The 13,498-nt window shown below is 55.3% G+C and carries 11 protein-coding genes and 3 pseudogenes; 7 read left to right on the top strand and 7 right to left on the bottom strand.

Annotated elements, in window-relative coordinates; translation table 11 throughout:
* The 5 genes from PNAP_RS21160 to PNAP_RS21140 form a co-directional block, all read right to left on the bottom strand.
* Positions 1 to 1,428 carry a protein kinase domain-containing protein gene (locus PNAP_RS21160; RefSeq protein ID WP_011797913.1) on the bottom strand — a complete coding sequence of 476 codons (1,428 nt, stop codon included), beginning with the start codon at positions 1,426 to 1,428 and terminating at the stop codon, positions 1 to 3.
* A 6-nt stretch (positions 1,429 to 1,434) separates the two neighbouring features.
* Entirely contained in the window at positions 1,435 to 2,151 is a 717-nt protein-coding gene (locus PNAP_RS25215) for a PP2C family serine/threonine-protein phosphatase (RefSeq protein ID WP_157040460.1), read from the bottom strand.
* The gene (locus PNAP_RS21150; RefSeq protein ID WP_011797911.1) at positions 2,152 to 2,874 is read right to left on the bottom strand and encodes a vWA domain-containing protein; all 723 of its coding nucleotides are present in this window, start codon (positions 2,872 to 2,874) and stop codon (positions 2,152 to 2,154) included. It abuts the gene before it with no gap.
* 107 nt (positions 2,875 to 2,981) lie between these two features.
* Complete coding sequence (locus PNAP_RS21145; protein ID WP_011797910.1) at positions 2,982 to 3,317, bottom strand: DUF4258 domain-containing protein; 336 nt, start codon at positions 3,315 to 3,317, stop codon at positions 2,982 to 2,984.
* 211 nt (positions 3,318 to 3,528) lie between these two features.
* A complete protein-coding gene (locus PNAP_RS21140; protein ID WP_011797909.1) occupies positions 3,529 to 5,067 on the bottom strand; it encodes a sigma-54 interaction domain-containing protein in 1,539 nt (512 codons plus the stop codon).
* A 135-nt stretch (positions 5,068 to 5,202) separates the two neighbouring features.
* Between PNAP_RS21140 and PNAP_RS26080 the strand changes: the two genes are divergently transcribed.
* From PNAP_RS26080 to PNAP_RS21115, 6 genes and pseudogenes are all read left to right on the top strand, one after another.
* The gene (locus PNAP_RS26080) at positions 5,203 to 5,799 is read left to right on the top strand and encodes a hypothetical protein (RefSeq protein ID WP_011797908.1); all 597 of its coding nucleotides are present in this window, start codon (positions 5,203 to 5,205) and stop codon (positions 5,797 to 5,799) included.
* A gap of 326 nt (positions 5,800 to 6,125) precedes the next feature.
* Positions 6,126 to 7,970 carry a site-specific integrase gene (locus PNAP_RS21130; protein WP_232290846.1) on the top strand — a complete coding sequence of 615 codons (1,845 nt, stop codon included), beginning with the start codon at positions 6,126 to 6,128 and terminating at the stop codon, positions 7,968 to 7,970.
* A gap of 203 nt (positions 7,971 to 8,173) precedes the next feature.
* On the top strand, positions 8,174 to 8,374 hold the full coding sequence (locus PNAP_RS25210; protein ID WP_011797906.1) for an IS5 family transposase: 201 nt from the start codon (positions 8,174 to 8,176) through the stop codon (positions 8,372 to 8,374).
* 12 nt (positions 8,375 to 8,386) lie between these two features.
* A pseudogene (locus PNAP_RS21120) lies at positions 8,387 to 8,803 on the top strand (IS5 family transposase); the annotation flags it as partial.
* Positions 8,804 to 9,254: 451 nt separating this feature from the next.
* Positions 9,255 to 9,923 carry a nucleotide-binding protein gene (locus PNAP_RS26075; protein WP_011797904.1) on the top strand — a complete coding sequence of 223 codons (669 nt, stop codon included), beginning with the start codon at positions 9,255 to 9,257 and terminating at the stop codon, positions 9,921 to 9,923.
* Positions 9,923 to 10,897 carry a ParB/RepB/Spo0J family partition protein gene (locus PNAP_RS21115; RefSeq protein WP_011797903.1) on the top strand — a complete coding sequence of 325 codons (975 nt, stop codon included), beginning with the start codon at positions 9,923 to 9,925 and terminating at the stop codon, positions 10,895 to 10,897. The genes PNAP_RS26075 and PNAP_RS21115 overlap by 1 nt, the downstream gene beginning before the upstream one ends.
* A gap of 38 nt (positions 10,898 to 10,935) precedes the next feature.
* Here the strand turns inward: PNAP_RS21115 and PNAP_RS26070 are convergent.
* Together PNAP_RS26070 and PNAP_RS21110 are read right to left on the bottom strand one after the other, a co-directional pair.
* Positions 10,936 to 11,292 (bottom strand): annotated as a pseudogene (locus PNAP_RS26070) (RNA-guided endonuclease InsQ/TnpB family protein); the annotation flags it as partial.
* A pseudogene (locus tag PNAP_RS21110) lies at positions 11,289 to 11,921 on the bottom strand (transposase); the annotation flags it as partial. The pseudogenes PNAP_RS21110 and PNAP_RS26070, both read right to left, overlap by 4 nt.
* Before the next feature lie 893 nt (positions 11,922 to 12,814).
* Here PNAP_RS21110 and PNAP_RS21105 point away from each other — a divergent pair.
* Complete coding sequence (locus tag PNAP_RS21105) at positions 12,815 to 13,192, top strand: hypothetical protein (RefSeq protein WP_041377538.1); 378 nt, start codon at positions 12,815 to 12,817, stop codon at positions 13,190 to 13,192.
* The last annotated feature ends 306 nt before the right edge of the window (positions 13,193 to 13,498 follow it).

Genomic DNA, 13,498 nt, shown 5'->3' with positions numbered 1-13,498 from the left:
TCACCACTTGAAACGCCAGGCGTCATGAATGTGTGCTGACCCGCCGAAATGCAAGGCATGCGGAACCGAATTGCGTGGCAGTGAGAAACGTCTGGGCACAGGCACGAGCTTGGAACTGCCAGACGCCTGAAACAGCACATTGGCACCGCTGGCAGGCCGCATCACCAATTCATCACCATCGATCCAGACTGTTGCGACAAGTTCGCTCTCTGAATAATTTGCGGTTCCCGGAGGAGCCGCCCTCAGCTCGACTGGCTGCAGTGCAATGACCTGATGGAAATAAGTTGGTATCCAGCGATCTGGCGGCTTGGCATCCTCACCCAGCTCGCTGAGCGGCGCCACCACAAAGTGGCTCAGGCGCAGAGCCGTGCCGGCTGCATGCCGGGTGTCGCAGAACGGGCAAACCAGCGCTGCGTTCCACAGGAAAGTGCTGCCACAGCCCTCACTGGCCGTACTGCAAAGCACCTGCTGCGCAGCGGCAGCTTCGAGCACCTCGGCCCATTCGGACATCACGGGACGCTCTTCAGCGTTGATCAGACCGACACGAAAACAGCGGTCAAACAACTGCTGAAGCGCCGGGGTGCAAACCAGATCGCGAGAAACGCCCATGGAGGCCCGGTTGCGTTCATCGTCCGGATGATCCACCCAGGGCAGTTCACCTCGCAATGCCGGCGTCTCCAGCTCGCTGTCCTGATCCACCATTTCGCCACCCTTGAGGGGGTGAAGCGCCGCCAGCAATTGAAAGGCCATCACTGCAAAGCTCCAGACATCGGTGTAGGTGCTGATGCCCGCTTCTCCCCGCAGGAGTTCAGGCGCACCGTAGTCGGGGGTGTAGAGCTGCAAGCTGCTGTTGCGCACCGCGTAGCTCAGGTTGTCGCAGTCAATCAGCCACACCTGGGCATGCTCATGGGAACTGGAGACAAATACGTTTTTTGGGGAAAGATCCCCATGGGCAATGGCCAGTCCATGCACTTTGGCCATCACTCTGGCAAGGCGTGCCAGCAGTCTCAGCCTGCGGTCCAGCCCGCCCGATGCCACGAAGCCCTGCAAGCCGTTGCCTTGGTTAAAAGCCTCCTGCGCCTGGATCAAAAGATCTTCCAAAGGCACCAAGCCTTCCATCAACTCCATCACATAACCCGCTCGCGGCTTGACGATGAGTGCCATGGGCATGGCAATGGGCAGTTCATTTTCAACAATGGGCATGCGATGCACCACTTGGATCTGGCGCTGCCAGGCCTGGGTGCGTGGATCGCTGTCAGGCCATTTGCTGACTTTGACGAGCAGGCGGCTGTCGTGTCGGGTACGCAAAACGACACCTTGCCCGCCTTCTGCCAGCTTTTCACTCAATTCGTACACCGTGCCCCGGTCGTCCTGCACGCGTTGTTTCTTGACCGCGCTGCCCTGATTTTTGTTATTGCTTGTGTTCATGAGAATTTATTTATCCTTGAATACCACGGCCACCGTTTTGTCATCGGCGTGCTGCGGCGTGGCCCAATGTGTCAGCTCGTGCGTCAGCCACCGGCGAGCCTGGCGCCGGCTGCGCTGCGCCAGCTCGCGATGCACCACGGCGGTAAAACCGTCCAGCGTTGGCGCTGGCAAATCATCAGCCACGCCATCGGTCATCAGCATCACCAGGTCATCCGGTTTTTCCAGCCTGAAGCTGGCTGTGTTCCAGTCCGACCAGGCACGCTGGACCCCCAGCGCCCGGGTCTGGTTGCCAAACCCCGTGCGCTCCGGTGTGATCACCTGCACTTCCCCCCGGAGGCGGCACAGCACCAGGCCATCGCCGATCTGCCAGATGCGCGCGTATCCTTGCGCATCACAGGCCAGCAGTAGCAGCGTCGTGGCCGCGCTTGATTTTTCCGTCCAGGGCACAGTGGCCAGCCAGCGACGATAGATGCGAGTAGCCACTTCCCGAGCTGGTACGTCGCGCCAGGCGCCTGCCTGTAATGGCAACTGCCGAGCGACCTGCTGGGCAGCCTGCACGGCCAGCCGGGCACCTGTCCTGCTGTTGGTGCGTGACCCCAAACCATCGGCCACCGCCGCGATCCAGCCGCCACGCCATCCCCGCAGCGCAAGGGCGTCCTGCCCGTCTTGCCCGTCGCTCAGGTGGGCCGGCCCGGTGACACACGCCCCTGCAGCACGCAACACTTACAGCGTGTCCAGATCGAGATCGTCCGTCAAGCCATCCTCCATATCCAGCGTCACCGGCTGATCCGGCGCGGCACTGGTGGAGCGAGACACCACACTCATCGTGACGGCGCGAAAAAAGCGCCCGATGTCTCGTGCTTCGTGGGTTTTAAACACGGGGGCTTCTCTGTCATTGGGGAACTGGGCCAGCATGTCCAGATCGGCATCGGCGCCAATGGCCATGGCAAAGCGCGTGGCTTTCTGGCCCCGCTCGCTGGCCTTCAGGTCTGCCAGGGGTGCCTCCCAGGCATCGGTCGGTGCACCATCTGAGACGAGGATCAAGACCGGCCGGTAGGCGCGTGACGGAATCTGCTCCTTGTCTTCGAGCAGCTTGCGCGCAAGCGCAAAAGCCGAGCCCATCGGCGTACCCCCATTGGCCTTGAACGCTTCCACACCGCCGATAACTTTCGCTGCTACCAGCGGCAGGTGCTCGTGTGCTTCACGCCCGCCAAAGGTAATCAAGCCGACCTGAATCTCGGCGCGAAGACCAGACTCCTTGCCAAAACTGAGAATCATCTCCTTCAGGGCCACATTCAGGGCATCGATCTTGCCGTTTTCACTCATGCTGCCGCTCACATCGGCCAGCACGATAACGGGCAGCGGACGTGCCTGCGGTGCGGCAAAGGCTTTAAGCCGGGTTGCGGCTGGCGTGGTTTTCGCTGAATCTGACGGTGCGGATTTCATGGCTTCGTGTTCCTTGTTGCGAATAATGGTTGCTTGGTGAAAACGACTCTCGTTGTCTTCTTGGTAACTGGCCCAGCCCATGGAGGACTCCTTTTGTTGGATGAAATTTAGTGATGCTGTTTGGAAGGGCGACCGCGTGCCTGCACCTTGATGGCATGCAGATCGCGGCTGCGGTATGTGGTGACTACCGCCCCGTCAGCCGCGACCAGCACCTGCAGCCCCTCGAAATTGGCCAGGTTCACACCACGATCGGCATAAAGAGCCACTTCCTTGCGCCCCACCACATAGAAGGTCAGCCCTTTGGCATGTATGCGGCGCCCAAAGTCCAGGACCGCCTGCAATGCTGCCCTGCTGATACCGCGCTGCTGCATGCGAATGGCCGCGTGGTTCGTGAGGCTCAAGGGGAACAAAGGCGGAGGAAGTGACGTGATGCTGTTGAACATGAATGACTCCTGATGGGATACAAGAGTCATCGCGAGAACCGTGCCGACACAAGGCGGAAGTGATCTTCATTAAAAATCAACGACTTAAGCGCGCGTCAGTACACATATTGGTAAAAATAATTACCTTTATGCAAGTTATCTTGCGAACATTCATTTTTTCATCCCACAAAGGATGTTTTGTGAACGACGAACCGTTCGAGACCCTTTGCGGTCAATCATCGGATTCCCCCTTCCCGACGCCAAGCCGCTTTTCCCAGTTGAGCAGTGTCTGGTGATTTGAAAAACCCAGCAGCTTGGCTGCAGCCGCTTTCCGATGACCCGTGTGCTCGAGCGCACGCTCCATGTAGTGACGAGCCACCCGATCAAGAAGCTGCTGGAGCTCGATGCCCTGCGAAATTGGCTGATTCAGGACGGCATCGCTGATTCGGCGCACCTGAAAGATGGCCGATTCGACATCGCGCGTATCGATGGACTCGCCAGGCGACCAAATGGCAGCTCGCAACAAGGTGTGCTGCAATTCCCGTACATTGCCCGGCCACTCATGCGTGTGCAAAAGTTTTCTGGCTGACTCGGAAAGCACTTTATGCTGCGCCTCGGGGCGATCACGGGCATCGTCATTGAAGGCGCTCAAAAAGAGGTCGATCAGTACATCCAGATCGCCGCGACGCTCGCGAAGCGGGGGCAGCCGAAGAATGCCCACGGCCAGTCGGTGAAAAAGGTCTTCCCGAAAACGCCCTACGGCAACATCGGCCGCCAGGTCACGATGTGTCGCAGCAACAATGCGAACATCGACCTTGCGGGCCGTACCTGATCCCACTGGCGTGACTTCCTTGTTCTGCAGCACGCGGAGCAGGCGCACCTGGGCATCCAGCGGTAGATCGCCAATTTCATCGAGAAACAGCGTTCCGCCATCGGCCTGGGTGAAATAACCATCATGCGATTTGACCGCGCCCGTGAACGCGCCCTTGGCGTGGCCGAACAGCTCGGAGTTCGCCAGCTCAGTCGGAATGGCCCCGCAGTTGACCGGAACAAAGAGGGCATTCTTGCGTTTCGGATTGGCGGCATGAAGGGCTTGGGCAAACAGCTCCTTGCCCGTGCCTGACTCACCCAGAATCAACACGGGCACGTCATACACCGCCACGCGGCGAGCCAATTCGATCTGCTCGCGCATGACCGTGCTCTGGTGAACGATGGCGACAAACTCTTGCGCAACCGCGCCCACGGGACTGGCGGACAGGCGCTCGATCCGCGCGCTGCCACGTTCGAGAAACTCGGGCAAAAAGTCACTTGCCAGATCGAATTCGAAATCAACTGGCTCGATACCGCGCTCGCGTGAAGTCTGGATCAGGCGAGCAGGAAAACGTGTCTTCGACAGGATGATCCAGATCGCCGCCATGGCCGGTGTGCCAGGGCTGAGATGGAACGTGAGTTGCACCTCGTCGCGGGGAAGACGCGCCGCCAGGAGGTTGCTGCAGACCGCTGAATAGATCGCAGCGTAGTCGATGGGACTGGGCAAATCGATGTCGTAAAGCTCGACCTGATCAGGTAAATAGCCTGTGGTGGCCTCCAGCCATGTGCAAAAAACCACGCTGCGCGCATGCGGGTAATTCGTCAGCAGGTAAACCTTGTCGAACCTCTGGGCACCCAGCAACGCACCAGCAATCGGCCCTTGGTTGGCACTGGAGAGACCTTCTGCGGCCTCATGGTCGGTTTTGCCGATCCAGGCAACCAGCCACGTTGTTTTTTTCACCTACGAATGATAAGTGCTTTACCAAGCATGTAACCAGTTACATGCTTGGTAAAAGTGGAGCTAGCAATGGATTTTTCGCGTTGACTTCAATAAACGCTTTAGACCACTACGGGTACCGACACGGGCGACCAGCTCATGCCGAAGTCACAGTACCTTGAGCTGGGTGTAGGCTCGCTGGACGACAGCCTGCGTTCTGCGCTGGCCGAGTGGGTCAAAGCTGGAGGCAACTATATCGCCCAGTCCGAAAATGAGGTCATTGCAGCCCAGTACAGCTGGCTGCGGCCGGTCCTCAACCTGCTGCTGTACCTGTGCGCTGATGTCGAGTACACCCGGCGCGGCAAGCCCGGACATCCGGCCAATCCCGAACTCACGCGCACACGGCGCGACGGCTGGCGCTTGTTCCCGGCTGCTGGCCCTACAAAGTGGGACGTTGGCGTTCGCCTGGGCGCCAAGCTGCGGGCGGCATATCAGGCGGAGCAAACCAGCGGCGCAGGAGGCGAACACAGCAGCCCGCGCGGGCACTTCCGGCGCGCGCACTGGCATGGCTTTCGATTGGGACCACGCAAGCGTGAGGACGGTACTGAAATCTCTCTTGACGCGCGCAAACTTTATTTTCGCTGGCTGCCGCCAACCCTTATCAACGTGGGCGATATTGATGGCCTGCCGGCTGTCGTCAGGCCGGTCGTCCATTCACATAAAACTGTTCTCATCGCAGCAAGCACTGGCCGTTGATTTCCTTGCATTTTCAAAAATCCAGTACCAAAATTGTGTGAAGTCCTTTCACACAAAAATGTTCCCCGCATGGAATTTCACCTGAAACCGTTCCCGGGCTGAACGAAATCAGTCGGGGATGAGCGCCGCCGAGCGGGGTAGCGGACGCTTCAGGCACGCAGGTACAGTTTTATGTGAAAACCAGGTACGGTTTTATGTGAATGAACGGCGCTTGGCACTTTTTTTTTGGCGATAGGCATCAGATTAGCCGCATTATCTGACTGCAATTTTTTGCTTTCATATTTGAATGGTGCAAAATGGAAACCTGCCCTATTCGGAAATCTCCAATGAAATCAACGCCCTTTTTTGCGCCCACCAAGTACGTGATGAAAATCGGTCTTCATCACTTCGCTCATTTGCGTGCGATTGCCGAAGGCGTCGATGCGCGGGAGGCCGGCAAGCTGTACCTCGGGGTCGAGCACGGACACGAAGCGATTACCGCAAGCCGACAGACCATTGAAGCAGTCAGGTCCATAGCAAGGCGTCATGGCGAGAAATCGGCCTGGCGGCTCATCGGGCTGACCGTCAAGCCGAAGACGGTGGCGTTTTTGAAGTCCGTCGAAGATGGCTTCGTCAATATCGACAAGGCGCGAATGCCTTCTCTTGAGCAATACATTGAAGAGCACGATCTGGACGATTGGGGCGCGGCAGAAGTGCTGGAGATGTACAGGGATGCCTACCCAGCGTCGGAAAAAGGCGTCGCATCCAGTACCAGGCGGAACCGCTTGCGCCAGCGCCAGCTCGCTCTGCTGTCCAAGCTTGAAGCATTGAGCGCTGAAGTTCCCACCGAAAGTGATCCCGTGGCCGGCTGGTTCGATGACGTGACTGCCTCCAAGCTGGTCACAGCGGGCTTGATCAACCTGGGCATGCTGCGCCAGGCCATCGACTCGGCAGGCCGCTGGTACAGATTCATGCCCGGTGTCGGCAAACTCAAGGCGGAGCGGATCGCGCAGTTCCTCGGCTCGATCATGCCCGCCACAGCAGCGAGCACCCGGCCGGCCTTCGCCCTCGCAATGATGCCCTCGCAATACACGCCCTACCGCGAAATCCAAACCATTGAAAGTCCTGCATGCGGGTCAACGCCTATTTTGTCCGGCAGTTCGGTTCTCAAGGCCGATAACGATATGGACGCAGTTAATGCCTGGATAGCAGCGCGCTCTGGCTCCAAACTCACCGCGACTGTTTACTTGCGTGAAGCTGTGCGCTTAATGCTGTGGCTGCAGCAGGAGCGTCACGCAATTGGATTCAAGGACATGACGGTCGAGGACTGTTTGGCGTATATGGCCTTCTTGCAGAACATACCCCCGAGCTGGATTTCTCGGCGCAAAGCCAAGCCCTTTGAAGCGGGGTGGGCTCCATTTCGTGGCCAGCTCAGCCACGACAGCCACCGCCAGTCGGTCATTGTGGTTTCAGCATTATTCCTCTGGCTTCACTCAGCCTCTTACATTAACCAGAATCCCTGGGTTTTGGTTAATAGAAAAACAGGCGATGATAAAAACCGAATAGTCAAGGAAAGCAAATCCATCAGCGAATTCGGCTATTCCGAAATAATCCGTTATATAGATGCACAACCACCAACTGCGGCCAGTGAACGGATTCGGTTTATTTTCAAGTTCCTCGAAGCAGTCGGACTGCGTTCCATGGAATTTCTACATGCACGGCTCAAGGATTTTGACAAACAGCCCGAGGGCTGGGTTTTGTATGTGCATGGCAAGGGCGCAAAAAACCGCTATGTTTTTATCCCGAATCAGGCATTTGAAGCTCTGCAACGCTATTTGCAATTCCGGGGGCTTGGCGGCATAGAAACTGCCGACCCGAAAGCACCCTTAATATCCAGTACGCTTGATTCGATGGAGCCAGTAGGCTACCGGCCGTTTTACCAGCATGTCAAATCGTGGACGCTGCGCGCAATTCAATACTCGACACTTCCCGCCAAAGAACGAACCCAGCTCGAACGGGCCTCACCCCACTGGCTCAGACATACGTTCGGCGCCCGATCAGTCGCAAGGGACGTAGCCATGGATGCGATCCAGGCGCAGATGGGCCATGCCAGCATTGAAACAACCATGTCGATCTATGGGCGTGCGCCGCTTAAACGGCGTGCTGAAGAGCTAAGCAAAGCTTTTACATAAATCATCAAAACTCCCGAGAAATCCGCCACCGCAGGCTCGGGAGTTAGATGGCGAACGCACAGCGCTTGTGGCTTGTTTTTTTCATGCCCTGATAGTTGGCTCGAGCCAATATTTTCACTTTTCGGCACTTTTTGAGGCTAGGCCGTGTTCGGAAAGTTTGAGGTTCAGATATTGATGCGGTCTAATCACCCGATTAGGCCAGAATGACCCATGCACGCCACACCTTCACCGATGCGCAATGGCAGCGTATCGAGCCGTTCATGCCACCGTGCAAAGGTCGCCCTGGCGGGGCGCACAGGACGTTTTTCTTTGCCCTGCTGTGGATGGCCCGCACGGGCGCGCCCTGGCGCGACCTGCCTGAGCGGCTGGGCAAATGGAGCATGGTGTACCAGCGCTACGCCTAATGGTGCGGCAAAGGGCACTTCGAGCGCCTTTTCCAGGGCGTGCAGCAGCCCGACATGGAAGAGGTGATGGTCGATTCGACCTGCTGCCGGGCGCATCAAGCTCCGGCAGGCGCCCGCAAGACCAGCGGCCCGCAGGCCATCGGCATCACGCGCGGGGCCCTCAATACCAAGATTCACGCCGTCTGCGACGCACTGGGCAACCCGCTGCGCTTTGTGCTGACCCCAGGGCAGCGCCACGTCTCCAAACCCGTGCCCGAGTTGCTCGATGGGCTGCAGGCCAAAGCCCTTCTGGCGGACAAAGCCTATGACCGCGACAAGATTGTCCAGGCGGCAGAAAAGCGTGGCATGCAGGTCATCATCCCTTGCCGGGTCAACCGCAAAAAAACCAGCGCGTCCTGGACCGACACCGCTACAAGGCGCGGCACCTGATTGAAAACCTCTTCCAGCGCATGAAGGTCTTTCGCCGTGTCGCCACTCGCTTTGACAAGCTCGACGTCACGTTTCTGGGCTTTGTACACATCGCCGGCATGATGAAATGGCTCCACTGACTTTCCGAACACGGCCTAGAAGGATTTATTTAAGAACTCTTGGCGCGAGCCAACTTTGGAAGTTGGCAATCGTTTTGCGAACCAACAAATCCTTCGTAGCTTTTCATCCGTCTATCGTCTTGAACAAAGGGTTCGAAATTTATTCGACTTGGCTCGATCCAATATGCAGCAGGAGTACGTTCAAACTTCCAATGCTAAACACTTAAGCAACTATTTATGAATTCTTTTTGGTTTTTGTCGATGAGAATGAGCAAACTACGTGTCAAGTTACAGCAAGTTCTTTACATTCTTTAAATTAAATTGAATAATGAGCAATTTAATTAAAGGGTTGTATGGTTATAACAATTGGGGCAGAAAAAGGCGGAGTAGGTAAGTCGAGGCTTGCAACGAACATTGCAGCTTTGGCCGCATGCAATGGTGTTGACGTAGTTCTCTTGGACACTGATAAACAAGGTTCAGCAACAAGTTGGTCAAGAATTCGGAACGAGGAGGGGATCGTCCCATCAATTCCAGTATTAGCACTTCCCCCCAACCCAGCCAGAGAATTGGCAAATTTGTCGGGAAAATACACACTCGTTGTTGTTGATATCGGCGCACAAAATTACAGAACAATGCTTGAATGTTCCCTTTTGAGCGATCTTGTTCTTGTGCCGTGCGGCCCTGACCAGCAAGAAATCGAATCAACTTTAAATGTCTTTTCTCATCTCAAAGAGATGGATTCTCGACATGAACTTGGTCATATTCCTGCTCATATTGTTCTGACGCGAGTCTCAACAACAGAAACAGCAAAAGCAACAACTGAACTTCGCGAGTACTTTAAAGAAGAGGGTCTTTCGGTGTTCGATACGCAAATTGCGCAAAGAGCCTCTTGGTTGGCATCTGGCAAAACTGGCCGTGCTTTGCATGAACTTAACAGTCGTGATCGCTCAGTGAAGGCGACTGAGGAAATTCAGGCTCTCTATACAGAGATATTGAAGCGAATTAACGCAGGAAACAAATAATGTCCGGTTTCAAAAAACGCATCGTTTCAAGCGATCGAGTGGCCCAGGTCGAGGCAGCTGCGGCGGGCTCGACCTTAATTGGTGATCCAAGGCTCTCACCTTCAATACCAGAATCAGACAAGGTCAATCCCAATCTTGGCGCGAGCCAAGATGTCGAGATTCTGAAATCTACTTACGAGGTAGGTCGGGTATATGACGTTCCATTGGGGGAAATTAAATCCAATCCATTCAACCCACGTTACCTTTACACAAATACTGCCATTGATGAAATGGCAACATCACTGACCAGTGGAGGTCAGATGATGTCTGCCACCGGATTCATTGACGAGTTCGGTGCTGTCGTGCTGATAGAAGGTGAAACTCGTTTGCGTGGATGCCGCGCTGGTGGCCTACTAACACTCAGAATAGAAATCAAAACGCGTCCGAATAGTGATGCTGCACTCTACGAAGAAGCGCGAACTGCGAACGTCGAAAGGCGAGATCAAACGCCACTGGATGATGCCATTAAATGGAAAGAGCTTTTAGCAAAGAAGATATATCCATCGCAATCTGGTTTAGCAAAGGCATTGAAATTAGGTGAAGATCATGTGAGCAGGGTCATGTCATTGAATGAATTACCTTCTAAAGTGATACATGCAGCTGCAGAAAATCCAGGATTGTTGTCTTTGAAAATGCTCAACGCAATCAGGGAATATTTTGCAGTTAAGGGCGAAGAAAGTACCCTGGAACTAATTTTCGAGGCCGGAAAACTTTCGCTTGGCTACCGAGATGTCGTGGCAAGACGGAAGGCCGCAGAGAAAGGGCCAGTTAAACGCACTCGTTCGACAAAAGAGGCGCTTGATTTTAAAGGCGTGAACGTAGAACTCAGGACTTTTGAAGAAGATGGTCGCTTAGAGCTCTCATTGAAAGGCCTATCGCCGGAGGATACGGAGGAGATACGAACCAAGATCCGAGCAGTGTTCAAAAAGATGTGACTTCCTCCCTTTTCAAAAGGAAGGGGATTCCTACGGCGTTACGCATGAGTTACCTCACGAATAGTCACTTCGGTGGGTTCCTGCTTCACCGAGGCTGGTTTCGTCTTGCGCTTACGCACAAGGCCAGAGCCGTCCTCTCCACAGGCTGCCGCGCGTTGTCCCCGCACAAATATGTTCATCGCGCCGACGACATCGGCGTTGTTCTCGTAGCCGCAATCGACGCACTCGAATTTGGCTTGCGTTTTCCGGTTTTCCCTGGCGACATGCCCGCAGCATGGGCAGGTCTGGCTGGTGTAGTGCGCTGGAACGGCAATGAGAATGCCGCCGTTCCAATCGAGCTTGTACTCCAGCTGCCGCCGGAATTCGAACCAACTTTGGTCGAGGATGGACTTGTTCTGCGCATGCGGTTGTACTGCTTCGCATTGGGATACCGACCAATCTGCGCGGCCATGCGCGGGGCCTGCCTGTTGTAGTTGTGGCGTAACGCCAGATGATGTTCATCAGAGAGCTTGACCAGGTGCTGGCGACTTTTCTCCAGCAGCCGGCTGTCGGTGGGATGCGCTATCGCTTTGGGCATCACGGTGGTATCGACGATGATTTTGTCCAAGCTGCTTTTCTTGATCAGGCCCGCTGCACGAGCCGCTTCGATGGTGACGGCCAGCAAGACCTCGACACCTTCTTGGACAACACGTTTCCTCCAGCGGCTCAGGCTGGAGGGGTCAATGGGCAGCACGTAGGTTTGGCCGCAAAAGTATTGCCAGTAGGGATTTTCCAGCCAGGTCGCCACCACCGCTTCGTCTGAAGCGTCATTGGCGTGCTGCAGATACAGCAAACCGGCGATCAGGCGAGGACTCAGTGCAGGGCGTCCCAGGCTTGAGGCGAAGTGAGCGCCAAAACTGCGTTCGATTTCATCCCAGTTCATCAAGTTGGTCAGGCGAACCAGCGGATGGCTCATCTTGAGCTGCTCGTCCAGGCGGGGGCGAGACAACTCATCAGTCTGCGGTGCATGCGGTCGGGGTCCTATGAAAACCTCGTCGAAACTTGCAGGAAATCAAATGGATGGCATTTGTTTTCCTGCAAATCCAGCCCTCACCAATCCGTAGATTTTCCAGACAGATCAAGAGCTTGCGTGTTTTGCAGCGCGGACAAATTATTTGAGTCCGCGGCAACACTTGGCTAAGCTGATTTTGATACCCAGCTTTAAACCCCGCCGCTCGGTCAATGTCAAATAGGGTTGCGCCTGGAGCCACATCTGCAGTCACTTGAGCGCTACCGCATCAGATCAAGCTGTGTCGGCGTCGCAATAGGTACCAAGTTATGGGACGTGGAGCGAAAAGTGAAGCATTTGGATGGTTATTTCAGGTCAAAAGAAAGGGGAAATCATGTTAGGTACCAGCTTATGGGAGAAAACACTCAAATTTGAACCCATAGAAAGCTCAAACTTAGTTGCAGCACCAATTGATGGCCAAACAGGGTTGAAATCCACCCATAGATTGGTACCTTCAGACATGCAATTACTAAGAGTGGATACCTTTGAAAGGGTTAAGCCTTTTGGCTAGAGATTGGCTCTTGATCATTAGCGGACGTGAATCCACTGCCCAGTGAAGGTCAAACAAATCCTTTGGTTGGTCAGACTTTGATTCCTTCCCATAGATTGGTACCTATCAAAAATCCCATGGTCAGGTACCAGAGAAATTAACTACGGTCGCTGCCTAAACCAAAATCAAAGTTCTGACAGTAGAGGAGGGCGTTCAATTTTGGGCGATCCGGATTAGCTTGTGGAATTTGTGATGCTAGTCAGCCACTACCTGGACACGCAACAAATTCCTGCGAATGAATGGCTGGAGCTGTGCGAGATGGCCGCGCAGGGCGTTGCCCGCAATGCTGAGTTGGCCGCGGCCAGCAGACGCTGTGACAATGGACGAGGCTCGATTCCAGAGCCTCGCCCGCCGGGCGAAGGTTTTGACAGGCGACTACGGCGCGGGCTACCAGACGCGTCGGCGCCGCCACCACCACGGCAAGGAGTTCTGCGACCAGCGAGAGCATGAGCTGCCCGAGGTGCGCCAGGACGAGTATTGTCGCGGCTACCGCGACGGGCTGACAGGCCAAGAGCCGACGCCGCTGGTCGGGCGCCCGTTATTGCCAGCCGGTGCATCTTGCAGGGATAAACGCCCGCGCACGGTGCGCCTCGATGATGAACACTGGGAGAAACTGCGGCGCCTCGGGACGGACTGGCTGGAGCGTGCAATGGACCGCGCACGCGAGCCGGACGATTCCACACGCAAATCCGGATAGCAAAATTTTGCTAATTCGATATGTGGCAACCTGACACCCAAGCACTTTGCGGATCAGGTCATTTAAAAGTTGCGCCAAGCAGTAAGGTCAAAAAATATCCCATAAACGGATACCTTCACAAAATCCCAAGAAGAGGTACTTGACTGAGCCATGCCCTAAGAAAATGCTGTCACAGTCGTATATTGCAAACATCCCATAAAAGGGTACTTAAAGTCCCATATCCACATACCTTCACTCCCATGGAAGGATACCTATCTCCCATAGATTGGTACTTACACACCCATAGATGGGCACCTAACTTACCAT

The organism is Polaromonas naphthalenivorans CJ2 (genome assembly GCF_000015505.1).
Classification (GTDB): Bacteria; Pseudomonadota; Gammaproteobacteria; order Burkholderiales; family Burkholderiaceae_C; genus Polaromonas; species Polaromonas naphthalenivorans.
This window is presented reverse-complemented; position numbering and strand designations above follow the sequence as displayed.